Here is a 25,031-nt window from a genome sequence, read left to right as displayed (position 1 = left end):
GCAGGCGCACGCCCTGTCCGCCTGCTGTTCACAGTGCCTGGCTTTCGGCAAGCACCCGCAGGACCTCTTCGCCGTAGCGTTCCAGCTTGGATGGACCGACGCCGGGCAGTGCGGCGAGGTCTTCCAGCGCGACAGGCCGGGCTTCGGCAATCGCCGTGAGCGTGGCATCCGTGAAAACCACGAAGGCCGGCACGTCCGCGGCCTGGGCCACTTCCAGGCGCCAACTCCGCAGCGCATCGAAGGTCTGTTCCTCATAGCTGGGCGGGCAGTTGTTGCATCGGCCCACCTTGCGCTCCGCGCCCGTGGCCAGCATGCTTCCGCAGACGCGGCAGACGGCGGGTGCCGCAGCTTTTCGGCGGACGACGGCGGTCCTCCCCCGGGTCCCGGAGCCTGCCACGGAGTCCGGCCGGAGGCCATCGAGGAAGCGCGAGGGCTTTCGGTTGGCCCGGCCGCCCGGAGTGCGGGCCGTGGACCACGAGAGCGACAGGTGTTCGCGGGCACGTGTGATGCCGACGTAGAGGAGGCGGCGTTCCTCGTCGACCGCTTCGGGGGTATCGGCGAAGGAAATGGGCATGAGACCTTCGCTGAGGCCCACCAGGAACACGGCATCCCATTCCAGGCCCTTGGCGGCGTGCAGCGAAGCAAGCGTGACGCCCTGGACCGTGGGTGCGTGCTGGGCCAGCGAGCGTTCCTGGAGCTCGCTCACGAAGTCCGCGAGGCCGAAGCCGGCACCGCGGGCCTGGACCAGGTCATCGGCCAGTGCCACAAGGGCTGCCAGCGACTCCCACCGCTCGCGCAACGCCCCACCGCTGTGCGGGGCCGCCTCCGTATAGCCCAGGGACGAGACAATGTCCCGCACCAGCTGCCCCAAGGGCTCCGGGGCATCCTCCGGGGCCACGGCGCGGGTGGCGGCGCGCAGTTGGAGGATCGCGTCGCGTACCTCCTTGCGGGCAAAGAACCGTTCACCGCCGCGCAGCTGGTAGCCAATGCCCGCGGCTGCGAGCGCCTGCTCGTAGGCTTCGGACTGTCCGTTGGTGCGGAAGAGGATGGCCACCTCGCTGGCGGGCGTGCCGGCTTCGAGGAGCTGCCTGATTTTTTCCGCCACCGTGGCGGCTTCCGCCTCGTCATCCGTGCACTCGATGAAGCCCGGTACGGGACCTGGGGGCCGCTGCGCCACCAGCTGGAGCGGCGAAGCCCAGGCGGCGTCCGCTACGGAGCCGCCGCTGCGGCGGGCGGCAAGGAGATCATTGGCGAGCTTGACCACCTGCGGAGTGGACCGGTAATCGCGGATGAGCTTGACCACGTTGGCCTGCGGATACCGGGCCTTAAAGCCCAGCAGGTGCTTCGGGGAGGCCCCGGTGAAGGAATAGATGGTCTGGCTGGCATCGCCCACCACACACAGTTCATCCCGGCCGCCCAGCCAGAGCTCCAGCAGCCGCTGCTGCAGCGGGGATACGTCCTGGTATTCGTCCACCACGAAATGCCGGTACTGCTCGCGCACCGTGGCGGCAACCTTCTCGTCCTCCTGCAGGATGCCCACGGTGATGAGCAGGACATCCTCGAAGTCGATGACGTTGCGGTCTGTCTTGACGTCCTCGTAGGACTGGAACACCCGGGCCACCGCAGTGGGGTCGAATCCGCCGGGTGTTCCGCGTCCCTGGGCATTCTCCAGGTAGTTGGCAGGAGTGAGCATGGAGACCTTGGCCCACTCGATCTCGGATGCGAGGTCGCGGATGGATGCCCGGTCCGTGCTGAGGCGGAGCCGGCGGGCGGCCTCGGCCAGCAGCTGGGCTTTGTGGTCCAGGAGGTGCGGCAGGGTGCCGCCGACGGCCTGTGGCCAGAAGAACTGAAGCTGGCGCAGTGCCGCTGCGTGGAACGTCCTGGCCTGCACGTTCCCGGCACCCAGGTCGCGCAGGCGGCTGCGCATTTCCGCTGCCGCCCTGGCCGTGAAGGTCACCGCAAGCAAACGCTGGGGAGTGTAGACACCCGAATGGACCCCGTATGCGATTCGGTGCGTGATTGCCCGCGTCTTGCCTGTTCCGGCTCCGGCCAGCACGCACAAGGGCCCGTTGAGGGTACTGGCGACTTCTCGCTGTTCGGCGTCCAGGCCCCCAAGGATCCGGTCCTCCAAGGATGCTGCACCGTCAAAATGTTCTGGAGTCACTTCTGCTGTTCTTTGTCTCGAGTGCCGCGTGCCGGAAACCGGCGGGAGGGACCGCTAGGCCCCGGTGCGGTCCTGGATGGGTCCGCCGAACCAGTGTTCGATCAGTGCCCGGGCAATGGAAAGCCTTCCCGGAATGGTGATTTCACCGTCCAGGATGGCTTCCTGGAGTCCGGCGCGGCTGAACCAGCGCGCCCTGGTGACCTCCACGCCGTCGGGCGTTGCTTCCGAATCTTCCGTCACGGCGGTAAATCCAAGCATAAGGGAGGCAGGGAACGGCCACGACTGGGAGCCGAGGTACTGGCACGCGGTGACCCTCACCCCAACTTCCTCGAAGATCTCGCGCACCACTGCCTGCTCAAGTGATTCTCCGGGCTCCACGAAACCGGCCAGCGTGGAGTAGTTGCGGGCGTCCAGCGGGCCGCCGCCGCCCAGGAGCAACCGGCCGTCCGGGCCCACCACCGTGACGATGATGGCCGGATCCGTCCGCGGGTAGTGCTCCGTGGAGTCCGCGGGGCAGCGGCGGATCCAGCCGCCGGCTTCCACCTGCGTGGGCACTCCGCAGCGCGGACAATGGGTATGGCCGGCATGCCAGTTGGCAATGGCGCTGGCCTCGACGAAGAGCGCGGTGTGGGTGGCGCTGAGCCCGGCGGCAACGTCACGGAAGCCCCGCCAGGCAGCATCGGCCGGAATTCCTGCCGTGCCGGGTTCTGCCGGCGCGGACAGAACGAACAACAGGAGCCGGGTGCCGGGGGGCAAGTCCGAGCCTGCCAGCGCCGCGCCGAGGTAGACCACCAGGTTTGGTTCGATGCCGGCGGCGGCCATGCTCTCCCGCAGGTCCCTGGCCCCCGTGAGGAACAGGGCGCCGTCGCGGACCAGCCCCTCCCGGCCCGACAGGACCACGGCAAGGGTGCCGTGGCTCTCCAGCAGTTCGTTCACCATCCCGGGGCGGATGCGGACTGCGGACCCGCGGTCCACCATTGCGGGCGGGACCGGCAGCACCGTGTCCATCAGGTGGTTGGCGGGCATCCGCGCCGGGTGGTCCCGGCGGGCCGGTGCAACAGACTCCGCGTGGCTCATGGATCCACCGTACTGACTGGAGCCGACAATTGACATTCTCGGCCGCGGGAGGACCAGGCCCGGGTGATTTATACCTATCTGGAGACTCGCCGCCGCCACATCGGGCTCTTGGCGGGCGGGCAATCTACCGTGGAACGGTGAGAAGAGAACCGATGGAACTGGCAGCCGTCGCTACCGCGGCTGTCCCCGGACTGACCCCTACGGCTGTCAGTGCTGCCCCGGACGATCCGGCGGACTTCGATTCTGCCCTGCTGCTGGATTCGGAGGGCAAGCGCTGGCGGGTCAGGTCCCCGCGCCATGCCGAGGCGAGCGCCCGGCTGGAGACCGAATTCCTGGTACTGAGGGCCTTTGCCCCAGCCGTCCGCGCCGAGCTGCCGTTCCTGATGCCTACGGTGGCCGGAAGTGTCCGCCTTGGAACGCTGAGTACGTTTGTCTACTCGCACCTGGGGGGCTCCACCCGCAGCGTGGAGGAACTGACCGGCGGTTCCCCGGCCCTCGCCAGGGAAATCGGTACCGCCCTGGCTGCGATCCACGACCTTCCGCTGGACCTGGTCAACAACGCCGACCTGCCCAGCTATACCCCCAACGAGTTCCGGCAGCGCCGGCTGAACGAACTGGACCAGGCCGCCACCACCGGGAAAATTCCGGCCGGCCTGCTCCTGCGCTGGGAGCACGCCCTCGAAGACGTCTCACTGTGGCGTTTCAACCCGTGCGTGGTGCACGGGGACCTGCACGAGGACAACCTGCTGGTGGATGGTGACCGTGTGAGCGCCGTGACCGGCTGGACCGACCTGCGGATCGGCGACCCCGCAGACGATTTTGCGTGGCTCGTTGCGTCTAACGAACAGGACTTCGTGGATGCAGTGCTGGCCGCCTACACGTCCGCACGCCGCGACAGCACCGACACCCATCTCCTGCGGCGGGCGGCGCTGTCAGCAGAGTTTGCACTGGCGCAGTACCTGGTCAAGGGCATCGCGGCCGATGATGCCGAAATGGTCGCCGAGGCGGAGGACATGCTTACGTCGCTCGACGAGGATATCCGGCGCCATGGCGGCCAGCCAATCTCGGTGGAGCCGGTGGTCACTCTGGAGCCGTCCGCGCCGCTCCCGCCAGTGCAGCCGGCTCCGCCCGTCCAGCCGGTTCCGCTGAAGGCCGTGCCTGCAGTGCACGTCACCCCGATTCCGCCGGAGCCGGGCCACGGTGCCGGCGACGGCGTCGGGCCCTCCGCGAACGCGGAGGACACGTCCACGGCTGCCCTCTCCGTGGTGGAGATCAGGAAGAACTGAACGCGGCAGCCACCATCTCCTCCAGCTGCGCAGCGGTCCCGAGGTCGTGGGGGCGCACCACCTGGTTGTCCGCAACATAGAAGAACGCCGCCCGGACGTCGTCCAATGGGACGCCCTTGAGCCGTGCCCAGGCGAGCCGGTAGACGGCCAGCTGCACCGCGCGGGTCTTGAGCTGGCCGGCGGACGGCCGCCGCCCGGTCTTCCAGTCCACCAGGTCCCAGCGGCCGTCCGGGTCCTGGAACACGGCGTCGATGCGGCCCCGCACCACAACGTCGCCCACCCGGGTTTCCACGGGTACCTCAACGAAAACCGGGGAACGTTCCGCCCAAGGTGAGGCCTTGAAGGTGGCCACCATTGCGTCGAGGTCGTAGGCGGCATCGATATGGTCGTCCGGGCCCGGGGCCTCGCCCAGGTCCAGCATCCCGCTGGTTCCGTAGTACTCTTCCACCCAGGCGTGGAAGGCGGTCCCCTTGCGGGCGGACATGCCCGGTTCACGCGGGACGGGCCGGCGCAGGCGCGCCAGGACCGCTGCCGGATCATCACTGAGTTCCACGAAAGTGGACGCCGAGATGTGGCCGGGAAGATGGACGTCCTGGCCGTGTGACCGCCGGGCCCGGCGTTCCAGCAGCAGCGCGGCTTCCTTCGCCCAGACCGGCGGAGTGGTTCCGGGATGGCCTGTCCCGCCTGTCTCAGGCAGCAGGGACTCCTGCGGGACAGATTCCAGCGCTGCCCGGACGCGCGCCGCGGCAGCTTCCATGGCGGCCCGCCGCCCTTCAACGGACCGCAGGCGAGCTCCCGTACGGGGATCTACCGGCCCCTCAAGCGGATCGTAGGGCCAGGAGGCGACCTCTGCGTCCAGCGTCAGCGGACTGGAGTCGGGCAGGGCGGCCTCCTCAAGGGACGCCGGGTGGACCGCTGCAGCGGCCTGCGCACCGTCCCTGCCCTGCTGGGCGAGCGCTTCGAGTTCGGCGAGGAACGGAGACATCTCGGCCCGGCCGGCGCGGGAGCCCACCCACGCGGCGCTGGATACCCACAGGACGTGTTTGGCGCGGGTATAGGCCACATACGCCAAGCGCCGTTCCTCGGACACTCCGTGTGCCTGGACAGCCGACTTGAAATCCTTCTCCGCGTCGATCCAGCCTTTCTGGTCCGGCTGGTCCAGATCCCATTGCGGCAGGTCCGCCCGGTCCCCGCGCAGGGGCCAGGGAAGTGCTGCCGCGCCGCTGCTCCACCGCGAGTCGCGGTCGCTGGGAAAGGCGCCGGCGTTCAGGCCCGGTACGAACACGACGTCCCATTCCAGGCCCTTGGATGCGTGGACCGTGAGCAGTTGTACCGCCTCCCGGTTGACTTCGCTGGGCGGGGATTCCAGCCCGTTCTCTTCTGCGGCAGCGGCCTCAAGCCAGGCCAGGAAGGCAATGACATCCACGCGCTGGGAGGTGCGCAGGAATCCGGCGGCCGCGTCCTGGAACGCGTCGAGGTTGCGCCGGGCCTGGTGGATGCTGGTGCCGGGACGGGCCGCCACCTCGATATCCAGGAGCATGGCCCGTTCCACCTCGCCTAGGAGGGTGGTGAGATCGTCGCCCAGGTAGGTGCGCAGCTGGCGGAGTTCGGCGGAGAGCCGTGCCATCCTGCTGCGCGCCTCCGGGGTGAGGGACCGCCCGTGCGTGGACGTCCAGCCGTCGCGCGGCAGCCAGTCCAGGGCCTCCACCAGGCTGGCACCGTCGGTCAGGTCCCCCTCAAGGACCGGGCCGCCGTCGTCGGTTGCGTCCACTGACTGGCCAGGGCCCTGCTGCTGTTGCGGCAGGAACTCCCCCTTGGTGCCGTCCGCGGGCTGGGAGGCCCTGCTGCGCCGCCCCGCCAACTGGCCGGACCAGTCCCGCAGCGCCATGAGGTCTGCCGGGCCGATCCGCCAGCGTGCCCCTGCCAGCAGGCGCATCAGGGCGTCCGACCGGGTGGGATCGGCGAGGACGCGCAGGGTGGCCACGAGGTCCACGATTTCCGGCGTGTCCAGCAGCCCGCCCAGGCCGACGATCTCATAAGCGATTCCGCGGGCGTCGAATTCCCGCCGCACGGCCTCCATCTGGGAACGGCGGCGGCACAGGACCGCGAGCGCGGGCGGCACCGGTGAACCGTCCGGCTTCGTTTCGAAGACCGTCAAGCGATACTTCAGCACGTCCTGCGCAAGTGCCTTTGCCTCGGACGCGTCGCTGGCGAACCGGCCAAGGACCACAGTCCCGTCGGCCGCGAACGGGCTGGGCTGCAACGGAGGAACCTCGGGAACCCCGGTGGCGGCACCTGCCGGCGCGCCTGCGTCGTCCGGTTCTCCCCTACCGGGCCCCCGCTGGGCTGCTTCCCTTGCCAGCGCCTGGGACATGACGTTGGCCGCGGCCAGGATGTTCCGGCCGTTCCGCCACGCCGTGGTGAGGTACGACGTGGGCGCGGGAGACCAACTGCCGGGCGCCCCGTCCGGGTGGTTGCGGACGGGAAACTCCCGCACAAAGTGGAAGAGCTGGCCGGCGGACGCGCCCCGGAAGCCATAGATCGACTGGTTGGGGTCACCGACCGCCGTCACGGCGTGCCCGCCGCCGAACAGGCGGGAGAAAAGGACCAGCTGCGCGTGTGAAGTGTCCTGGAACTCGTCAAGGAGCACCACTTTATAGCGCTGCCGTTCAAGGGTGGCCGCCAGCGGAACGTCCCGGGCCACCTGCGCGGCCAATGCCACCAGGTCGCCAAAGTCCAGGGCGCCCCGTGCCCGTTTCGCGGCTGCGTACCTGGCCACCATGTCCGCCACGCTGGCTCGGGTACGCAGCATGGTTGCCAGATCGCCCGCAGCCTGCGGCGGGTTCTTCGGTTTGCCGTCCAGGTACGGCAGGGCCTGGAACTCCGCCAGCCGGGCCATCAGCCACGCCTCGACGTCCCGCGGGTCCTGGAGGTGCTCGGCGCACTCACCGGCAAGCTGGATGACAGCCTTAACCAGCGTGGACTTGGCAGTACGGAAGTGGGCGTACTCGCCGTCGTAGGCTTCCACCACCTCGCTGGCCAGCTGCCATGCCTGCGCGCCGCCCAGCAGGACCACGTCCCGTTCCACACCGAGCCGGAGCCCGTAGTCGGAGACGATTCCGCTGGCGAAGGAGTGGTAGGTGGATACCTTCGGCTCGGGCGCCTCGCTGCCTGACAGGCCTTCCGGGAAGCCGTGGCTGCCGTCCTGCCGGGCCAGCTGCTGCAGCGTGGCCAGCTTGGCCCTGATCCGGGATGCCAGTTCCCCGGCCGCCTTCCGGGTGAAGGTGACACCGAGGACTTCTTCGGGCCGCACCCAGCCGTTGGCCACCAGCCACACCACCCGGTCGGCCATGGTTGCCGTCTTGCCGGAACCTGCCCCGGCGATGACCAGGCGCGGAGCCAGGGGCGAAGAGATAATGGCGGATTGTTCCGGAGTGGGCACGTTCTTCTCGCCCAGCAGCCCCGACAGCTCTTCCGGTGTGAACCTCGGTTCCGGCACGCCGGGATGCTGGCCGCTCATTCGGTGACCTGCCGTCCGCGGACGCAGAGCGGGCAGACTTCCGGAAGCCGGCAGCCATGACCGCCGTGCCCTCCCTTGGCAGGATCGTGCCGTGCTTCAAACGTGCTGCCTGCCATCACGGCCGCTGCCTCCTTCACCATGTCCATGGCCCAGTTCTCCTGGGGGTCCAGCGCGTCCTGGTGCTGGATGGCGGGCCCCTTCGCCCCGGTTCCCAGTTGTGCGAGGACTGCACCGCCAGGTACGCTGCCGCTGCCGTCCTCAGCAGCGAACCCGCCGGCCACCACCGCCGCCTGGTAGGCGCCGAGCTGGGGATGGCGCGGAACATCGCCCTTGCCCGGCTGCCGTTTGCCGGTCTTGAGGTCCACAATCACCAGCCTGCCGTCGCCATCGATTTCCAGTCTGTCCACCTGGCCGCGCAAAACGCCGAGGCGCCTGCCGCCGTCGTCCGCTGTGACCGAACCAAGCGGAACCTCGAAGTCCTGTTCCACGCCCACCAGGCTGCGCCCTTCGGAGCGCATGGCCAGCACGTACAGCGCCAGCTTGCGGACCATGGCCTCCGCCCGCTGGAAATCCAACTGTCCTTCCCAGTTGTCCTTCATTCCCAAGGCCGGCCAACGCTTAACCAATTCGGCAACGTACTCGGAGCCGGAGGCCTCCGGAAGCTCCTGTGCAATGGCATGCACCAGCGTGCCCAGGCTGCGGGCAAAATCGGTGGCCGCCTCGCCCCCGGCCGCCTGGACGAACCAGTCCAGGGGCGATTTCTGCACCGTTTCGACCTTGGAAGGCGAGACAAAGACAGTACCGTCCGGCGGCACTACGGCCTGGTCGGAACTGAGCGGCGCAAGCCCCCACCAGGAATCGGGGTGGGCGCCGGGTATCGGCGGTTCCGCCGCGGCGAGGTGCGCCAGCACCCGCGTTGCTTCGTGACCGGCGTTCCCGCCGAGCTGGGCATGCTGCCGCAGTTCGGCCACCAAGGCGCGAAGGGTGGTGGGACGGTCAACGGGGGTATAGCCACGGCCAGTGCTGCCGGCGGGCAGCGGCGCAATGTAGTCCAGGAACGAGGAAGGCTGGTCATCCTCGGAGGAAACTGCTGTGCAAATGAGCAGGTCACGTGCCCGGGACACCGCGGTGGAGAAGCTCCGCAGCTCGTCGTAGCGGATGTCCCGCAGCCTGCTCAGCGGGTCGCGCTGAAGGGCATAGGGAACCCCATGCTCCACAGCGTCGGCGTAAAGCGTGCTGCCCAGGAGTTCACCGCGGAGCCTGGTATTGGGCCACACGCCTTCCTGGAGGCCCGCGACGATCACCACCGGCCACTCCCTGCCGGCGGCACTGGCGGGCGTCATCAGCTCCACGGCGTCGTCCACCTGCGCCCGTGCCGCCAGGGTGTCCATGGGGAGTTCCTGGTTCAGGAGGTACTCCAGGAACTGCTCCGGGCCGGCTCCCGGCATCTGGTCAACATAGCGTTCAGCGGTGTGGAACAGGGCCATCATTGCGTCCAGGTCCCGGTCCGCCCGGGCGCCGTGGGGGCCGCCGGACAGGGCCGCCCGGGTCCACTCCGCTGCAAGGCCGGTTGCGCTCCAGATAGCCCAGAGCACTGATTCGGCATTGGCGCCAGGCTCCAGCGCAGCCACCTGGCCTGCCTGGATCATCCGGGCCGTCCTGCGGGCCGAGCGGCCCTCGATGCCGAGGGTGGACAACGCCCCGGGCTGCAGCAGGGCTTCGACGAGGAGCGAGTCGCTGGTCCGGCCGCCCCCGCCCTGAAGTTCCTCCCGCCGAAGCGACTGCCGGAGCCGGCGCAGTTCGATGGACGTGGCTCCGCCAATCCGCGAAGTAAGCAGCGATACCGCAGCCTCGGGCGTGAGAAGGGAGCTGTCCAGGGCTATGGCAAAGGCGTCCAGCAGCGGCCGCACCGCGACCTCGTCCCGGACGGCGGACTCCGCCACGGGAACGCGCACGGGTACGCCCTGCCCGGCCAGGTAGCGCTGGAGTTCCGCAACCTGCCCGCCGTTGCGGACGATGACGGCCATGTGGCTGAGGTCCCGTCCGTGGTTGATGTGCTGGTCCAGGATCCGCTGCGTGACGTACCGGAGCTCATGCACGGCCGAGGGGACGAGGTGGGCCTCCACGGCTCCGGCCTCGTTCCCGTCGCGGTGGGGTTCGAGGCGGCGGGCCAGCTGCCCGCCGGCGCGCCGGGAGATCCTGCCGGCCACACCCTGCCACGCCCTGGCCACGGCGGGCGCATGGCGGTGCGCGAACCGCAGGGGACGTTCCAGGATGACAGCCTCCGGGGACAGCAGCCGCGGAAGGTCCGCCACCAGGTCCGGGCGGGCACCCCGGAAGCCCTGGACCACGGTGTCCGGCGAGGAAGTGATGAAGGCATCACGTCCGGCGGCGATATCTGCCAGCAGCTCGAACACGGCGGGGCTGCCTTCCTGAATGTCGTCGGCCAGGACCAGCTGCAGGCGGTCCCGTTCGGCGGCCAGGAAATCCGGCGCGTCCTGGAAGACGTGCCGCGCTGCTGTCAGGATCCCGGCCGGGTCGAAAGCCTCCGGCATCCTGAGGTCCAGGACGTCGCGGTACTCGGCGTAAAGCCGCGCGGCGGCAACCCAGTCCGGCCGGCCGACCTGCCCGCCGAGCAGCGCGAGGTCCTCGGCGGTCCGGCCGGACTCGATGATCCGGTCAAAGAGCTGCCGGACCTCCTGACGGAAGCCCCGGGTTTCCAGGGCCAGGTCCAGGTCCCGCGGCCAGGGCAGTTCCAACCCGGGCAGGCGGTGCCCCTCGAGGAGTTCCTTGATGATGAGGTCCTGCTCAGGCCCGGATAGCAGCCGCGGCGGCCGGGACAAGGGAAGGATTCCTTCAGCCTTGGCACGGCGCAGCACATCGAAGGCATAGGAGGCCCAGGTCCTGGCCGGCGTGGTGCTCAGGCTCCGGTCCAGCCGGGCCGTGAAGCTGTCCCGCAGGAAGTCTGCGGCCAGCCGCGTGGGCGCCAGGATGAGCATGCGTTCGGGATCCACTCCGTCACGGACCGCGCGCGTAACGGCTGCCTCGATGAGGACGGTGGTCTTTCCGGTCCCCGGAGCGCCGGGTACCAGTACAGGACCGGAACCTGCCGGCACGTCCACCACGGCCTGCTGGTCCGGAGTGAGGACGGGTGCGGCGGCGTGGATCCTTGCCGGGGGAAGCAGGCGCAGCCCGGGGCCGGCGTCGCGTGTCTGCGCGTGGCCCGGGTCATGGCCCTGCGCCTGGTCCGGGAACCCTGGAAGCGAAGCAGTTAATGTCACCCGGACATTCCATCATCAGCTACTGACAATTCCGGCAGCGGCACCGGCCGATCCCGGATCACTGCGTCAATCCTCCGGAAATCCGCCTCGCTGGGCGCCCAGCGCGCGGCCGCCAGGTCCACGCGCCAGTTCCCCTCACCGGTCCGCAGGTATCCGGCGTAGTCCCCGCGCAACGCCGTTCCCTCCTCGAGGTAGTGCTGCAGCGCCCGGGCCCCGTGCGCTGCGGGCGCGTGGCCGCTGGCCGTCACAACGCGCCACCATGGCACCGTGCTGCCGAAGTGGCTCATCACGGCGCCCACTTGGCGGGGGCCGCCGCAACCCAGAAGTTCTGCAACGTCGCCGTACGATACGGCGGAGCCTGCCGGGACCAGGTCGACGACGGCCAGGACCGCCTCCACGTAGTCACTCCGCATTGATCCAATGTAGCCGCAGTGGCGTTCAGCCGGATTGTCGGACGCTCCCGATAGCGTTGGAGCATGAGCACCTGGAACACCCTCCCCCGCGCGGCATTCGATCTCGAGACCACCGGGCGCAATTCCCGCGCGGCACGGATCGTGACGGCGTCCGTCACGGTGGTGGACCAGTACGGCGAGCTCGTGGCGGAGCATGAGTGGCTGGCGGATCCCGGAGTGGAGATCCCTGCGGAAGCCAGCGACGTCCACGGCGTCACCACAGAGCAGGCCCGCAGCCAGGGCCGCCCCGCCCACGAAGTCACCCGCGAGTTGGCAACAATCCTGCAGGACCTTTTCGACGCCGGCGTCCCCGTCATCGCGTTCAACGCCAGCTACGACTTCACGGTCCTGGCGGCGGAATCCGCCCGCTACGGCGTTCCGCAGCTCACCCGCTTTCCGGTCCTGGACCCGTACATCATGAACAAGCAGGTAGACCGGTACCGCAAGGGCAAGCGGACTCTGACAGCGCTGTGCGAGGAGTATGGCGTGGTGCTGGACAACGCCCACACCTCCGCGGCGGATGCGCTGGCAACCTTGAAGGTCCTGGATGCCATGGCCGGCAAGTTTCCCAAGCTCGTCATGCCCGCCGGCCAGCTTCACCAGCTTCAAGTGGACTGGGCCGTGAGCCAGGCCGAAGACTTCCAGGGGTACCTGCGAAAGACCAAACCCACGGCCGTCATCGAAGGCGACTGGCCCGTCCTTCCCCCGCAGGACGCCACAACCGGAGGCTTCTAGCCGGCATGCCGGGGGCCTGCGCCGGGCACCGCGGGATCGTGTTGGCCGGACAGCCGGGCTGGGACCAGGATCACACCCTGACGCGCGAACCACACGGCCGGGTGCACCAACCGCGCCTTCCCCGAAATGTCTGCCCGACCGCAGCGCGGACTGCAGGCACACTGAAGAACGAAACGATATTCGGGATAATGCGATATTGGCAAAATATTCAGCAGAGGTGACGGCGCGAAACCCCCACTGACATAATTAAGTTCAAACGGGCGCCTGTGCTATGCCGCCGCCCCATGCCAATCTCCTGAGGATAAATGATCACTGTTACTGACCTGCGCAAGGTCTACCGCCAAGGGAAAAAGGAAGTGGTGGCCCTCGACGGCGTCTCGCTTTCGGTTCCCAAAGGCTCGATCCACGGAATCATCGGCCACTCCGGCGCCGGCAAGTCGACCCTTGTTCGCTGCCTCACGCTGCTTGACCGCCCCACGTCAGGATCGGTCAGCATCGACGGCACCGAGCTCAGCTCGGTCAAAGACTCGGAAATCCGTGCGGCCCGCCGCCGCATCGGCATGGTATTCCAGCACGCCAACCTGATGGACTCACGCACGGCCGCCGGTAACGTGGCCCATCCGCTGGAATTGGTCAAGACCCCCAAGGACAGGATCCGCGCCCGCGTGACCGAACTGCTGTCGCTTGTAGGGCTCGCCGGCTTCGAGAACGCCTACCCGTCCCAGCTCTCCGGAGGCCAGCGCCAGCGCGTAGGTATTGCCCGCGCCCTCGCCGCGGACCCGGACGTCCTGCTCTGTGACGAACCCACTTCGGCCCTTGATCCCGCCACCACGGACGAGATCCTGGACCTCATCCAGGACCTCACCACCCGGCTGCAGCTCACCGTGCTCATCATCACCCACGAGATGAACGTGGTGAAGCGCGTCTGCAACTCCGTCTCCCTCCTGGCCAAGGGCCGCATCGTGGAACACGGCGCCCTGGAGGAGGTGGCCGGAAACCTGGAAAGCCGCCTGGCCAAGGCGCTGCTGCCGCTCCCTGCGGCCGAACCCCTGAAGGGCGCACTCCAGGGCGGCCCGGTCCTGGAAATCCTCTTCTCCGGCGAGAGCGCGCGGGAACCCGTGCTCACCGGCGTCGCACGGCATTTTGATATCGACCTCAATGTCCTGGCCGGCAGCGTGGAAACCCTGGGCGGGCAACAGTTTGGCCACCTCCGCGTCCAGCTTGCCCGGGAGGCGGACCGCGACGCGGTCATGGCCTACCTCACCGAACGCGGCATCGGCGTCAGGGCAGCAGCCCCGGGTGAGGATAACACCGGCGTCGCCAGCCAGTCGGGAGAACTCCTGTGAACGAACTTTTCAGCAACCCGGTCCTGGCCAAAGCCCTGCCTGAGGCGATCGTGGAAACCCTGCAGATGGTGGGCATTTCCGCCTTCTTCACGGTCCTGGTGGGCCTGCCCCTGGGCGTCTTCCTGCATGCCACCGCTCCCGGCGGCCTGCGGCCCATGCCGGTGGCCAACCGGATCATGAGCGACGTGGTGGTCAACATCACCCGGTCCATCCCGTTCGCCATCCTCATGGTGGCGCTGATCCCGCTGGCGCGGCTACTGACCGGAACCAGCCTGGGGCCCGTGGCGGCATCGGTTTCCCTGTCCATCGGGACCATCCCCTTCTTCGCCCGCCTGGTGGAAACCGCATTGCGTGACGTCCACCATGGCAAGATCGACGCCGCCCAGGTCATGGGCTCCACCCGGATGCAGGTCATCAACAAGGTGATGCTGCCCGAGTCGCTTCCCGCACTGGTAGCAGCCACCACCACCACCGTGGTCACCCTGGTGGGCTACTCGGCCATGGCCGGGCTGGTGGGAGGCGGCGGCCTGGGCAAGCTGGCCTACAACTACGGTTTCCAGCGCTTCGACGTCACCGTCATGATGGTCACGATCGTCCTCATCATCGTCCTGGTCCAGGTCATCCAGGTCCTGGGCGAATGGATCTCCAGGCGCCTGGACCACCGCTAAGCCGGACCGCCAAGAGGCTTCTCCGGCCCCACATTCCCATTCAGCAGTTGAAAGGAACGCATCCCATGCGTAAGAAACTCTCCCTCCTGGCCACGGGCGTCGTCACTGCGCTGACGCTGGCTGCGTGCGGTGGTTCTTCCACCCCCAGCGCCGATGTTGCTACCCTTGACCCGGCCAACCCGGCAACCCTTACCGTCGGCGCCAGCCCCGTGCCCCACGCCAAGATCCTTGAGTTCGTCAACGAGGATCTTGCCCCCAAGGCCGGCCTGAAGCTCGAGATCAAGGAAATCGAGGACTATCAGACCCCCAACACGGCCCTGAGCGACGGTTCCCTCGATGCCAACTTCTACCAGCACCTTCCCTGGTTCGAAGACCAGGTGGAGACCAAGGGCTACAAGTTCGGCCACGGCGAAGGCGTCCACATCGAGCCCTACGCCGCGTTCTCGGAGAAGGCCACGGACATCAAGGACATCAAGGACGGCGCCAAGGTGGCCATCACCAACGACCCTTCCAACCAGGTCCGCGCGCTGAAGGTCCTGGAAGTTGCCGGCCTGGTCAAGGACATCGAGGATGACTCCGCCGTCCTGACCCTGACGGACGAGCAGAACTTCAAGAACCTGGAGTTCTCCGAGAACCAGCCTGAACTGCTGATCAACGACCTCAAGGATCCCTCCGTGGACCTGGCCCTGATCAACGGCAACTTCATCCTCAAGGCCGGCCTCAGCACCGAGGACGCCCTCGCCGTGGAGTCCGTGGAGGGCAACCCCTACGCCAACTTCCTGGCCTGGCGCGAGGATTCCGCCGAGGATGCGCGCATCCAGAAGCTGGAAGAGCTCCTGCACTCCCCCGAGGTCAAGGCCTTCATCGAGAAGGAATGGCCGAACGGTGACGTGACCCCCGCCTTCTAAGGCAGCCGGGACCAAAATCCCCGCCACCTGGACGTTTCCCCCGCGAATGCGGCGGGGAATGGTCCGGGAGGCGGGGATTTTTCGTTAACGTACGACGCCGGGCCTAACCTTGCGCTGCAGCCGCCGCCTTCGCAGCGGCCGGCAGGGCGTCGAGGATCCGGTTCATCGCGGCGTCGTCGTGCGCTGCGGACAGGAACCAGGCTTCGAAGACCGACGGCGGCAGGTAGACGCCAGCGTCCAGCATGGAGTGGAAGAACGGGGCGTACCGGAAGGCCTCCTGGGCCTGGGCGTCGGCGTAGTTGTGGACGCCGCGTGCCGAAGTGCCGAATGCCACGGAGAACAGGTTGCCGGCGAACTGGATGGAGTGGTCCACGCCGGCCGCGTCCAGCGCGGAGGACAGCGCTGAGGACAGTTCCAGGGAACGGGCGTCGATGGCCTCGTACACGTCCCGCGTGGCGTGGGTCAGGGTGGCCACGCCCGCGGCCATGGCCACCGGGTTTCCGGACAGCGTGCCCGCCTGGTAGACCGGCCCGGTGGGGGCGAGGTAATCCATGACGTCGGCCCGCCCGCCGAGTGCCGCCGTCGGCATACCGCCGCCGATGACCTTTCCGAAGGTGAGCAGGTCCGGCGTCCAGGGATCCGCGGCGTCCGGGGCGCCGCCGGTGAGCCCCCAGTAGCCGGAGTAGCCGGTCCGGAAGCCGGTGAGGACCTCGTCCATGATGAGCAGGGCGCCGTGTTCGCGCGTGATCCGTGACAGCCCCAGGTTGAACCCTTCGGCCGGGGTAACCACGCCCATGTTGGCGGGCGCAGCCTCGGTGATGACGGCCGCAATGTCCTGCCCGTGGGCGGCAAAGGCTGCCTCCACGGCGGCGAGGTCGTTGTAGGGCAGCACCAGCGTCTCTGCGGCGGTCGCCGCGGTGACGCCTGCGGAACCGGGCAGGGCGAGGGTTGCCACGCCGGACCCGGCGGAGGCCAGCAGGCCGTCCAGGTGGCCGTGGTAGCAGCCGGCGAACTTGATGATCAGGTTCCGGCCCGTAAACCCGCGGGCCAGGCGAACTGCGGTCATGGTGGCTTCGGTGCCGGTGGACACCATCCGCAGCCGTTCTACAGCCGGCACCCGCTCCTGGACGATGGCGGCCAGATTGGCCTCGTCCGGCGTGGAAGCGCCGAAGGACAGGCCCCGATCCACCGCGGCGTGCACGGCCTCGAGGACGGCCGGGTGCGCATGGCCCAACAAGGCGGGACCCCAGGAGCAGACCAGGTCAACGTATTCATTGCCGTCGGCATCGGTCAGGTAGGCGCCCTTGGCCGAGACCATGAACCGCGGAGTTCCGCCCACGGAGCCGAAGGCCCGCACGGGAGAGTTGACGCCGCCGGGCATGAGTTGCCGCGCGCGGTCGAAGAGTGCCTCGTTACGAGTGGTGCTGGAAGTCATGGTCCCTATTCTCTCAGTTGGCCGGCCGGTCACTGGCCGAGCAGTTCAGCCACGCGGGGTGCCACGGCGGTCCCCATCAGCTCGATGGAGCGCATCATCGCGGAATGCGGAAGCGGGCCGCTGCTGTACTTGAGGTCGAACCGATCCACGCCAAGGTTCTTTTTCAGCGAGGCGATCTTGCGGGCCACCGTCTCCGGCGAGCCGACGTACAGCGCCCCCTCGGGTGAGCAGAGGGCGTCGAATTCCGGCCGGCCCGCGGGACCCCACCCGCGCTCGGCACCAAGCCGGTTCCGCACCTTGAGCCAGTGCGGGAAGAACTCCTCGCGGGCCTGCTGGTCCGAGTCCGCCACGTGGCCGGGAGAATGCGTGGCCACCTGCTGCGGGGCGTGCCCGTACTTGGCCATCGCCTCGCGGTAGAGGCCGGCCAACGGAGCGAACGCGGCAGGCTGCCCTCCGATGATGGCGAAAATGATCGGATAGCCATACTGGGCGCAACGCAGCACGGACTCGGGCGTTCCGCCCACGCCTATCCATGCCGGCAGCAGGTGGTGTTCCAGGGGCGGGTACACGCTCAATCCATTTAGGGAGGGCCTGGTGCGGCCCTCCCAGTGCACGGGTTTCTGCGCGCGGACCTTGTCAAACAGCTCCAGCTTCTCCTCGAACAGGACCTCGTAATCCGCCAGGTCCAGCCCGAACAGCGGGAAGGACTCCACGAACGATCCGCGCCCCAGCATCACTTCGGCACGGCCGTTGGAGATGGCGTCCACGGTGGCGAACCGCTGGAAGACCCGGATGGGATCATCGGAGCTCAGCACGGTGACGGCCGATCCCAGCCGGATTTGCTGCGTCCGGGCCGCAGCGGCCGCCAGGAACACTTCGGGGGCCGAGATGGCGTAGTCCTTGCGGTGGTGCTCCCCAACGCCAAAGGCGTGAAGCCCGACGGCGTCCGCCAGTTCCGCCTGTTCCAGCACCTGCCGCAGCACCTGGGCGTGGTGCTGCGGGGTGCCGCCGGGGTTCTCCCCCACGTCGCCGAAGGTGTTCAGGCCCAGGAGGATCCGGTCCCCGCCCACGGGTGCCGTGGGGCCCGGGGCCGGCGCGGCGCTCAGCGGGACTCCTTCAGCCAGCCGGCCAGCTCGGCGGCCCAATAGGTGAGGACCATGCCGGCGCCGGCACGGCGGATTCCCAGCACGGATTCGGTGATTGCCGCCCGGCGGTCGATCCAGCCGTTGGCCGCAGCCGCCTCGATCATCGCGTACTCGCCGGAGATCTGGTAGGCGGCCACCGGCACCGGGCTCATGGCCGCGACGTCGGCAACGATGTCCAGGTAGCTCATGGCCGGTTTCACCATCACGATGTCCGCACCTTCGGCAAGGTCGAGTTCCACCTCGCGCAGCGCTTCGGTGCGGTTGCCGGCATCCATCTGGTAGGTGCGCCGGTCGCCGGTGAGCTGGGAATCCACGGCTTCCCGGAAGGGCCCGTAGAATGCGGACGCGTATTTGGCTGCGTAGGCAATGACGGAAGTGTTGACGTGCCCCGCAGCGTCCAGCGCCCTGCGGATCGCGGCGATCTGGCCGTCCATCATGCCGGACGGGCCCAGCATGTGCGCCCCCGCGTCTGCCTGTGCCACGGCCATCTGCGCGTAGATTTCCACGGTGCGGTCGTTGTCCACGTACCCGTTCGAGTCGAGCACCCCGCAGTGCCCGTGGTCAGTGAATTCGTCGAGGCAGACGTCGCTCATGATCACCAGGTCATCGCCGACCTCGGCCCGGACGTCTCGGATTGCCATGTTCAGCACGCCGTCCGGGTCCAGGGATGCCGACCCTTCGGCATCCCTGGTTTCCGGAATTCCGAACAGCATGATGCCTCCCAGGCCGAGTTCCACGGCTTCGGCGGCGGCCCGCTTGAGTGTGCCGGTCGTGTGCTGCACAACGCCGGGCATGGAACTGATGGGGTGGGGTTCCGTGAGTCCTTCGCGGATGAACGCCGGCAGGATCAGCTCGGCAGGCGCCAACCGGGTTTCAGCGGTGAGGCGCCGCATGGCCGGTGTGGTGCGCAGGCGGCGGGGGCGTTGGTTGGGGAAGCTCATGGTCCTGTCCTTCACATGGTGGGATCGGTGGCTGGGGCGCGGTGGCGTCAGGGCGGGTTGAGGGCGCGTGCTACCGCGGCGACCAGCCCGGCGGGGGTGGGCTCAGCCGCCACCCCTGCAACCCGGAGGTCAAGTGCGGCCGCCTGTTCCGCCGTCGACCGCCCGATCACCACCAGCCGGCACGCGCCGTCGGGCAGCAGTTCCGCGAGGCGCCGGACGGCGCTGGGTGACGCTGCGAGAGCTGCGTCGATACGGCCGGCGGCAAGTTCGGCGCGCGCCCCTTCCGGAGTCAGCAGGACGTACGACGGCGGCGCATCCCCGCCTGCCCCGGCCTCCGTCCCGACGGCGAGCCTGCGTTCGGCGGCCGCCGGGTACTCCACCGTACTGTAGGCGGTCACGGCCGTGACGGTGCTGCCGGCGGCCGAGAGCCCTTCGGCCAGGAACGGCGCGGCGATGTCCGCCTGCGGCAGGAGTACGGTGCCGCCGCCAGGCCATACTTCCAGGAGGCCTGCGGCGGACTGCCCGCCGGCCGGGACCAGGTCCGCCCGCAGGCCCTCGGACTCGAGTTGGCGGCGGGTGGCCGGGCCGATTGCGGCGATCCTGGTGCCGGCCGGTACCAGCCGGTGCAGGGTCAGCCCGCGTTCACGCGCCTTGCCCGCGAGGGCATGGACGGTGGTGGCGCTGGACACGACCAGCCAGCCATAGGCACCGGCGCTGAGGGCGTCGCAGGCGACATCGAGGGCGTGCTGGTCCGGTGCACGTTCGAAGTCGATGAGGGGCAGCAGCAACGGTGTCGCACCGGCCTCCTGCAGCGCTGCGGCGAGCGGCTGCGCACGCTCCGGACTCCGGGTGATCAGCACCCGGGCACCGTTCAGCGGTGTGCCGGGCGCGGATCCACCGAAAGGCTCCTCCATCGCCGCGTCAGGAAGCCTGGAGGTCGGCGATGTCCGCGGCGCCGGCAGCCAGCAGCGCCTCGGCCAGTTCGATGCCCAGGAGGGTTGCACCGACCTCGGTGAGTCCGTCAGTGGCCCGCTTGTCCCGGACCGTTGCCGTGCCGTCCACCGCGCAGACCACGGCTTCAAGATGGAGCATGCTGCCCTTGCGGTAGGCATAGGCGCCCACCGGTGCGGCGCAGCCTGCTTCCAGGCGGGCCAGCAGGGCGCGCTCGGCTGTCACGGCGAGCCGGGTGTCGGCGTCGTCCAGTGCCGCCAGTGCCTGGGCCAGGACAGCCTGGGAACCTTCCGTGGAACCGGCCTTCCGCGGCGCGTCGGCGGTCCGGCATTCGATGGCCAGGGAACCTTGGCCCGCGGCGGGCAGCATGACGTCGGTTTCCAGGAATTCGCTGACCGCGTCCAGCCTGTTGATCCGCTCCAGGCCCGCGGCGGCGAGCACCACGGCGTCAAGGTCGCAGGATTTACCGGGAACAACCTGGTCCGTGCTGTTGCCCGGAAGTCCGGGAACCCGGCCCAGGCGGGTGTCCACGTTGCCGCGGATGTCCAGGATCTGCAGGTCCGGCCGGGCAACCCTGAGCTGGGCGGCACGGCGGGGCGAACCGGTGCCCACCGTCGCGCCGGCGGGGAGGTCTGCCAGTTTCAGCCCGTCCCGCGCGCAGAGCACGTCCCGGACGTCAACGCGGCGGGGCGTTGCCGCCAGGCTGAGCCCCACGGCTGCCCCGGTGGGAAGGTCCTTCAGGGAATGCACGGCAACGTCACATTCATGACGCAGCAGGGCGTCGCGGAGCGCGGCCACGAAGACGCCGGTGCCGCCCATCTGGGACAGCGGGCCGGTGAGGACGTCGCCGTCGGTCCTGATGTGGACCAGTTCCACGGGGAACCCGCCCACTGCGGCCAGTTGGTCGGCAGTGTGCTGCGTCTGGGTGAGGGCGAGCTTGCTCGCGCGGGTGCCGATCCTGACCGTCACTGCTGCGTGGCTCCCGCCGCTGTCTCGGACCCCGCGGGGTAGGGGTCGTGTCCTGTCCCCACAGTGGTGTCCGCACCCGCAATGGTGGGCTTTTCGCCGCGGAAGTTGGCGCAGCAGCCGGGGCGGCAAACGTCGTACCAGGGGCCCAGGCCCGTCACTGCCGGACGGTCGCTGATGTTGTGGTCCACGGTCCGCTCGGAAATCAGGTCCACGATGCCCTGGACGAACCTGCGGTGCGTTCCGGGGGTGGGAACGCGGGTGGCGGCGAGGCCCAGGTTGGCACAGGTTTCGAGCGCTTCGGTGTCCAGGTCCCAGACAACCTCCATGTGGTCGCTGACGAAACCGAGCGGCACGATGACGATGCCCTTGATGCCCTTGCCGGCCAGTTCCTCGATGGCGTCATTGATGTCCGGCTCGAGCCAGGGCACGTGCGGGGCGCCGGAGCGGGACTGGTACACCAGCGACCACGGTGCGGTGAGGCCGGACTCCTCCTCCACCCGGGCCATAACAGCGGCGCCGGTGGCCAGATGCTGCGCCACGTAAGCGGAGCCCTCCTCGAATTCGCGGGGCTCTGCGTCGGACTTGCCTGCAGCTTCGGCATCCCGGGTGGGGATGGAGTGCGTGGCGAAGAGGATCTGGACGGGAGCATCCGGGGTGCCGGCCTCAGCCAGCTTGGCACGGACCTCGGCCAGCCCGGCGGCGGTGCCTTCCACGAAGGGCTCCACGAATCCGGGGTGGTCGAAGTACTGGCGGACCTTATCCACTTCCAGGCGTCCGTCCAGGCCCGTCTCGGTCAGGGCCATGCCGATGTCCTCGCGGTACTGGCGGCAGCTGGAGTAACAGGAGTAGGCGCTCGTGGTGACCATCAGCAGTCGGCGGTGCCCGGCGTCGTATGCGTCCTGGAGGGTCTGCGGAATGTAAGGGTCCCAGTTGCGGTTGCCCCACAGCACCGGAAGGTCGATGCCGCGGGCGGCGAGCTCCGCCTCCATGGCTGCCTTGAGTTCGCGGTTCTGCTGGTTGATGGGGCTGATGCCGCCATTGGCGCGGTAGTGGTGCGACACTTCCTCGAGCCGCTCGTCCGGGATGCCGCGGCCGCGGGTGACGTTGCGGAGGAAGGGAATGACGTCCTCCTGGCCCTCCGGCCCGCCGAAGGAGGCAAGCAGCACGGCGTCATACCGCTTGGGAGCCATCCGGCCGGCCTCGGTGACGGGGTTGACGGGGGTCATGCCAGAACCTCGGCGATCTCCGCGGCGGAGATGCGGCGTCCGGTGTAGAACGGAATCTCTTCGCGGACATGGTTGCGGGCCTCGGTGGCGCGCAGGTGGCGCATCAGGTCAACCAGGTCCACCAGTTCGGGAGCCTCGAGGCCCAGGATCCATTCCCAGTCGCCCAGGGCGAAGGAGGACACGGTGTTGGAGATGACCTGCGGGAAATCGCGGCCCAGCAGGCCGTGGTCGCGGAGCATCTTGCCACGCTCGGCTTCGGGAAGGATGTACCACTCGTAGGAACGGACGAACGGGTAGACGCACAGCCACTCGGCGGGCGCGACTCCGCGGGAGAAGGCCGGGGTGTGGTTTTTGGCGAATTCCGCCTCACGGTGCACGCCCATGGCGGACCACACGATGTCAGTGCCCGCGAAGAGGGTGCTGCGGCGGATGTCGCGGATGGCCTGTTGCAGGGCCTCCGGCCTGGGGCCATGGAGCCACACCATGACGTCCGCGTCGGCGCGCATGGCGGAGACGTCGTAGCTGCCGCGGTGCGTCACGCCACCCTCGGCGAGCCGTTCCAGGAGGGCTTCAAAGTCGGCGGCCGCCTGGGCGCTGCGGGCAACCGTTTCGGAGCGCTTGAAGACCGTCCAAAGGGTGAAGAACTGCTCGGCTGATTCTTCGGTTTTAGTGACAGATTCGGCAGAAGTGTGGCTCATGGTTACCAGTTTGCCCCTTAAATGCGCCAAGCCGAAACCCAGAACTTCTACAAGACGTAGAAGTGATGAAGATCACTTCCATGCGGGGTCTGCCCGACGTTTTGCCTCGGCCCCCGCCTCCGGCAGGCGCGGCTCACGGCTGCGCACCGCGAAGCCTCGCGTACGCCACGCCGGCTGCTGCGGCGACGGCCAAGAGGGCCAGGCCGGACCCTGCGAGCACCAGGTTGGGCGCCTGCCCCGCCGCGCCGTCCCGGCCGCGCTCCGGGGCGGCCTTGTTGGCCCCCGCTGCGGCTTCCGCAGTGCCGCTTTCCCGGGTGGCTGCCGCGCTGGCGGGACGCACGGCGGCAGCGGACGTGTCGGCCGAAGCTGCCGGGGCCACCGCAGGAGCGGCGGAAGGAGCGGCGGTTCCGGAACCAGGGACAGTCGCAGGCGTTGTGGGAGCCGGGACCGGGGCCGGGGCTGCCGGGCTATCCGCCGTGGGGGCAGGCCTGGGCGGCATGACGATGCCGAGGGGCGGCTGGATGAGTCCGCCCGGCGGTGTGGCCGGAACGGTGGGGACGGGGATCAGGGTGCCCTTCGCTGCCGGTGCGCCGGCGGCGAAGACCAGCACCGCGCCGATGGCCGCGGCTGCGGCGCCGCGCCCAACTCCCCCATGGATACCGGTCCGCAGCTGTGCGGGTGCGGACCTGTGTTGAGTCATAGTCATCGACCCTAGCCATACGCGCTCATTGCTGGCTATTCGGAAGTCCCGGGAAAGAAGGAAATTCAGGCGGCGAGCCGGCGGATCTGCTCCCTGGTGTCCGCCACCACCGCGGCCAGGCCGTTTCCGGCAACCCAGCCGCCCACCAGCGCAAGGCCCCCGGCAGCGGCGCACGCCCCGCGGATAACGGACACCCGGGCGCGGTGACCCACTGCGGCGAAGGGAAGGGAGCCCTGCCACCGGACCACGTCCCAGTCCACTACGTCGGCGCGGGAGAGCGGCACGCCCAGCAGGTTGGCCGCGTCCCGGAGGGCGGCTTCAAGTAGATCCTCCTCCGTGGCCGGACCGTCACCCTGCCGGCCAAGGCCGTCCACCCTGCCGTAGGAGAGCCGGACCACGTGCCGGCCGGGCCCCGCGGCCGCAGCGAGCCAGTCCCATTTGCCGGTGGCGTGCGTCAGCGCCTTCGCTTCGATGCCGGGGGTCTGCGGGGCCACCAGGACGCCGGTGCCGCGCGGGCGGGCGTCGAGCCGGGGCTTGTCCAGCACCAGCGTGACCAGCCTCACGTCCGGCCCGGACAGCGGGGCGGTGCCGGAAATCCCCGGTACCGCGCCCTCAAGCAGCCCGACGGCGGCGGGACCTTCCACCGCTACCGCCAGCAGGCCGGCGTCGTACGTTTTTCCTCCTGCGGTGACGCGCCATCCCTCCGGGGTGCGCGCAACAGCTGTGGCGGCCGTCCCGGCCAGGAGCCGGACACCCCGGGAACGGAGGTCGGACACGAGCGCGGAGACCAGGGTATGCATGCCGCCTTCCAGGCCGGCCACGGCGGAACCCGCCTTTGCCGGAGACGTCCGCGCAGCGTCCGGCCCGGCAACTCCGGCCGCGCCCCGGCGCTGGGCGGAAACCGCGGCAGCGAGGGAACCGTGCTTCCGCAGGCCCGCACGAAGCCCGGGCGCCACCATGTCGACGTCGAGCATCCCGGGATCGGCCGAGTGGACGCCACCCACCACGGGCGCCACCAAGCGCTCCAGCACACGGGAACCCATGCGGGTCCTTACCAGGTCCGAGACGCTGGTGACCTCCGCCGCCCCGCCGATTGAAGCGGGCAGGAACCGGTCCAGGGTGGCGCGCAGCGAGCCCGCGAGGCCCAGCGAACGGCGGACCTCCGGCTCCCACGGATTGGCGGGAATGCCCAGGACGCCGGTCCGCGGCAGTTCACGCGGCCCTTCCGGCAACTGCACCCAGGCGCCTCCAGGGCGCGGGGCCACGATGCTGCCGGCCAGCCCGAGTTCGGCAATCAGGCCGGACACCGCATCCGTTCGGGTGGCGAACGACTCGGCGCCGCTGTCCAGGGTGAGGCCGGCAAGCGTGTGGCTGCCCACGCAGCCGCCCCAGCGCTCGGAGGCTTCCAGGACCGTGACGGCATGCCCGGCGGCGGATAGTTCCCGCGCGGACAGCAGGCCGGAGATCCCGCCGCCCACCACAAGTGCCGGGGCGGATGCAGCCTGGGGGGCCGGGGTGCCGTCCATCGC

Annotated in this window: 19 protein-coding genes; 5 read left to right on the top strand and 14 right to left on the bottom strand. The window is 69.1% G+C overall.

What is annotated here, in order from left to right:
• Nucleotides 1-28 precede the first annotated feature (28 nt).
• Entirely contained in the window at nucleotides 29-2,164 is a 2,136-nt protein-coding gene (locus ACIQCN_RS01260) for an ATP-dependent helicase (RefSeq protein ID WP_400608989.1), read from the bottom strand.
• A 54-nt stretch (nucleotides 2,165-2,218) separates the two neighbouring features.
• Entirely contained in the window at nucleotides 2,219-3,241 is a 1,023-nt protein-coding gene (gene nudC, locus ACIQCN_RS01255; protein WP_400608987.1) for an NAD(+) diphosphatase, read from the bottom strand.
• 137 nt (nucleotides 3,242-3,378) lie between these two features.
• Here nudC and ACIQCN_RS01250 point away from each other — a divergent pair, with 137 nt between their 5' ends.
• Complete coding sequence (locus tag ACIQCN_RS01250; protein ID WP_400608985.1) at nucleotides 3,379-4,527, top strand: macrolide 2'-phosphotransferase; 1,149 nt, start codon at nucleotides 3,379-3,381, stop codon at nucleotides 4,525-4,527.
• Here ACIQCN_RS01250 and ACIQCN_RS01245 read toward each other — a convergent pair.
• The 3 genes from ACIQCN_RS01245 to ACIQCN_RS01235 form a co-directional block, all read right to left on the bottom strand.
• A complete protein-coding gene (locus tag ACIQCN_RS01245) occupies nucleotides 4,514-8,047 on the bottom strand; it encodes an ATP-dependent helicase (protein WP_400608983.1) in 3,534 nt (1,177 codons plus the stop codon). The two genes, ACIQCN_RS01250 and ACIQCN_RS01245, sit on opposite strands and share 14 nt — an antisense overlap.
• Nucleotides 8,044-11,238 carry an ATP-dependent helicase gene (locus ACIQCN_RS01240; protein ID WP_400609329.1) on the bottom strand — a complete coding sequence of 1,065 codons (3,195 nt, stop codon included), beginning with the start codon at nucleotides 11,236-11,238 and terminating at the stop codon, nucleotides 8,044-8,046. Before ACIQCN_RS01240 ends, ACIQCN_RS01245 begins: the two co-directional genes overlap by 4 nt.
• A gap of 86 nt (nucleotides 11,239-11,324) precedes the next feature.
• Nucleotides 11,325-11,741, bottom strand: a complete 417-nt coding sequence (locus ACIQCN_RS01235; RefSeq protein ID WP_400603185.1) for an MGMT family protein — start codon at nucleotides 11,739-11,741, stop codon at nucleotides 11,325-11,327.
• Nucleotides 11,742-11,804: 63 nt separating this feature from the next.
• Here ACIQCN_RS01235 and ACIQCN_RS01230 point away from each other — a divergent pair, with 63 nt between their 5' ends.
• The 4 genes from ACIQCN_RS01230 (at nucleotide 11,805) to ACIQCN_RS01215 (ending at nucleotide 15,437) form a co-directional block, all read left to right on the top strand.
• A complete protein-coding gene (locus ACIQCN_RS01230) occupies nucleotides 11,805-12,515 on the top strand; it encodes a 3'-5' exonuclease (protein ID WP_400608981.1) in 711 nt (236 codons plus the stop codon).
• 305 nt (nucleotides 12,516-12,820) lie between these two features.
• On the top strand, nucleotides 12,821-13,861 hold the full coding sequence (locus ACIQCN_RS01225) for a methionine ABC transporter ATP-binding protein (protein ID WP_400608979.1): 1,041 nt from the start codon (nucleotides 12,821-12,823) through the stop codon (nucleotides 13,859-13,861).
• Nucleotides 13,858-14,529 carry a methionine ABC transporter permease gene (locus ACIQCN_RS01220; RefSeq protein WP_400603182.1) on the top strand — a complete coding sequence of 224 codons (672 nt, stop codon included), beginning with the start codon at nucleotides 13,858-13,860 and terminating at the stop codon, nucleotides 14,527-14,529. The genes ACIQCN_RS01225 and ACIQCN_RS01220 overlap by 4 nt, the downstream gene beginning before the upstream one ends.
• A 65-nt stretch (nucleotides 14,530-14,594) precedes the next feature.
• Nucleotides 14,595-15,437 (top strand): MetQ/NlpA family ABC transporter substrate-binding protein, encoded by an 843-nt coding sequence (locus ACIQCN_RS01215; RefSeq protein ID WP_400603181.1) that lies wholly within the window; start codon nucleotides 14,595-14,597, stop codon nucleotides 15,435-15,437.
• A 103-nt stretch (nucleotides 15,438-15,540) separates the two neighbouring features.
• On the opposite strand, the gene hemL is transcribed toward ACIQCN_RS01215, so the two are convergent.
• The 9 genes from hemL to hemG form a co-directional block, all read right to left on the bottom strand.
• Nucleotides 15,541-16,872 carry a glutamate-1-semialdehyde 2,1-aminomutase gene (gene hemL, locus ACIQCN_RS01210; RefSeq protein ID WP_400603180.1) on the bottom strand — a complete coding sequence of 444 codons (1,332 nt, stop codon included), beginning with the start codon at nucleotides 16,870-16,872 and terminating at the stop codon, nucleotides 15,541-15,543.
• A gap of 29 nt (nucleotides 16,873-16,901) precedes the next feature.
• Complete coding sequence (locus tag ACIQCN_RS01205; protein ID WP_400604239.1) at nucleotides 16,902-17,978, bottom strand: LLM class flavin-dependent oxidoreductase; 1,077 nt, start codon at nucleotides 17,976-17,978, stop codon at nucleotides 16,902-16,904.
• Nucleotides 17,975-18,958, bottom strand: coding sequence for a porphobilinogen synthase (gene hemB, locus ACIQCN_RS01200; RefSeq protein ID WP_400603179.1), 984 nt, complete (start codon nucleotides 18,956-18,958; stop codon nucleotides 17,975-17,977). The genes ACIQCN_RS01205 and hemB overlap by 4 nt, the downstream gene beginning before the upstream one ends.
• 47 nt (nucleotides 18,959-19,005) lie before the next feature.
• Entirely contained in the window at nucleotides 19,006-19,818 is an 813-nt protein-coding gene (locus tag ACIQCN_RS01195) for a uroporphyrinogen-III synthase (protein ID WP_400608977.1), read from the bottom strand.
• A 61-nt stretch (nucleotides 19,819-19,879) separates the two neighbouring features.
• Nucleotides 19,880-20,878: a hydroxymethylbilane synthase gene (gene hemC, locus ACIQCN_RS01190; RefSeq protein WP_400608975.1), complete on the bottom strand. Its 999-nt coding sequence runs from the start codon at nucleotides 20,876-20,878 to the stop codon at nucleotides 19,880-19,882.
• A complete protein-coding gene (locus ACIQCN_RS01185; RefSeq protein ID WP_400608973.1) occupies nucleotides 20,875-22,104 on the bottom strand; it encodes a ferrochelatase in 1,230 nt (409 codons plus the stop codon). The genes hemC and ACIQCN_RS01185 overlap by 4 nt, the downstream gene beginning before the upstream one ends.
• Entirely contained in the window at nucleotides 22,101-22,802 is a 702-nt protein-coding gene (hemQ, locus tag ACIQCN_RS01180; RefSeq protein WP_400603175.1) for a hydrogen peroxide-dependent heme synthase, read from the bottom strand. Before hemQ ends, ACIQCN_RS01185 begins: the two co-directional genes overlap by 4 nt.
• 133 nt (nucleotides 22,803-22,935) lie before the next feature.
• Nucleotides 22,936-23,502, bottom strand: coding sequence for a hypothetical protein (locus ACIQCN_RS01175; RefSeq protein WP_400603174.1), 567 nt, complete (start codon nucleotides 23,500-23,502; stop codon nucleotides 22,936-22,938).
• A gap of 65 nt (nucleotides 23,503-23,567) precedes the next feature.
• On the bottom strand, nucleotides 23,568-25,028 hold the full coding sequence (hemG, locus tag ACIQCN_RS01170) for a protoporphyrinogen oxidase (protein ID WP_400608971.1): 1,461 nt from the start codon (nucleotides 25,026-25,028) through the stop codon (nucleotides 23,568-23,570).
• Between the last annotated feature and the right edge of the window lie 3 nt (nucleotides 25,029-25,031).

It is taken from the genome of Pseudarthrobacter sp. NPDC092424 (assembly GCF_044754925.1).
Taxonomy (GTDB): Bacteria; Actinomycetota; Actinomycetes; order Actinomycetales; family Micrococcaceae; genus Arthrobacter.
This window is presented reverse-complemented; position numbering and strand designations above follow the sequence as displayed.

Coding starts and splice junctions, on each gene's coding strand:
- nudC (WP_400608987.1), bottom strand. CDS start 3,241: ATGAGCCACGCGGAGTCTGTTGCACCGGCCCGCCGGGACCACCCGGCG.
- ACIQCN_RS01245 (WP_400608983.1), bottom strand. CDS start 8,047: ATGAGCGGCCAGCATCCCGGCGTGCCGGAACCGAGGTTCACACCGGAA.
- ACIQCN_RS01235 (WP_400603185.1), bottom strand. CDS start 11,741: ATGCGGAGTGACTACGTGGAGGCGGTCCTGGCCGTCGTCGACCTGGTC.
- ACIQCN_RS01230 (WP_400608981.1), top strand. CDS start 11,805: ATGAGCACCTGGAACACCCTCCCCCGCGCGGCATTCGATCTCGAGACC.
- ACIQCN_RS01225 (WP_400608979.1), top strand. CDS start 12,821: ATGATCACTGTTACTGACCTGCGCAAGGTCTACCGCCAAGGGAAAAAG.
- ACIQCN_RS01215 (WP_400603181.1), top strand. CDS start 14,595: ATGCGTAAGAAACTCTCCCTCCTGGCCACGGGCGTCGTCACTGCGCTG.
- hemL (WP_400603180.1), bottom strand. CDS start 16,872: ATGACTTCCAGCACCACTCGTAACGAGGCACTCTTCGACCGCGCGCGG.
- hemB (WP_400603179.1), bottom strand. CDS start 18,958: ATGAGCTTCCCCAACCAACGCCCCCGCCGCCTGCGCACCACACCGGCC.
- ACIQCN_RS01185 (WP_400608973.1), bottom strand. CDS start 22,104: ATGACCCCCGTCAACCCCGTCACCGAGGCCGGCCGGATGGCTCCCAAG.
- hemQ (WP_400603175.1), bottom strand. CDS start 22,802: ATGAGCCACACTTCTGCCGAATCTGTCACTAAAACCGAAGAATCAGCC.
- ACIQCN_RS01175 (WP_400603174.1), bottom strand. CDS start 23,502: ATGACTCAACACAGGTCCGCACCCGCACAGCTGCGGACCGGTATCCAT.
- hemG (WP_400608971.1), bottom strand. CDS start 25,028: ATGGACGGCACCCCGGCCCCCCAGGCTGCATCCGCCCCGGCACTTGTG.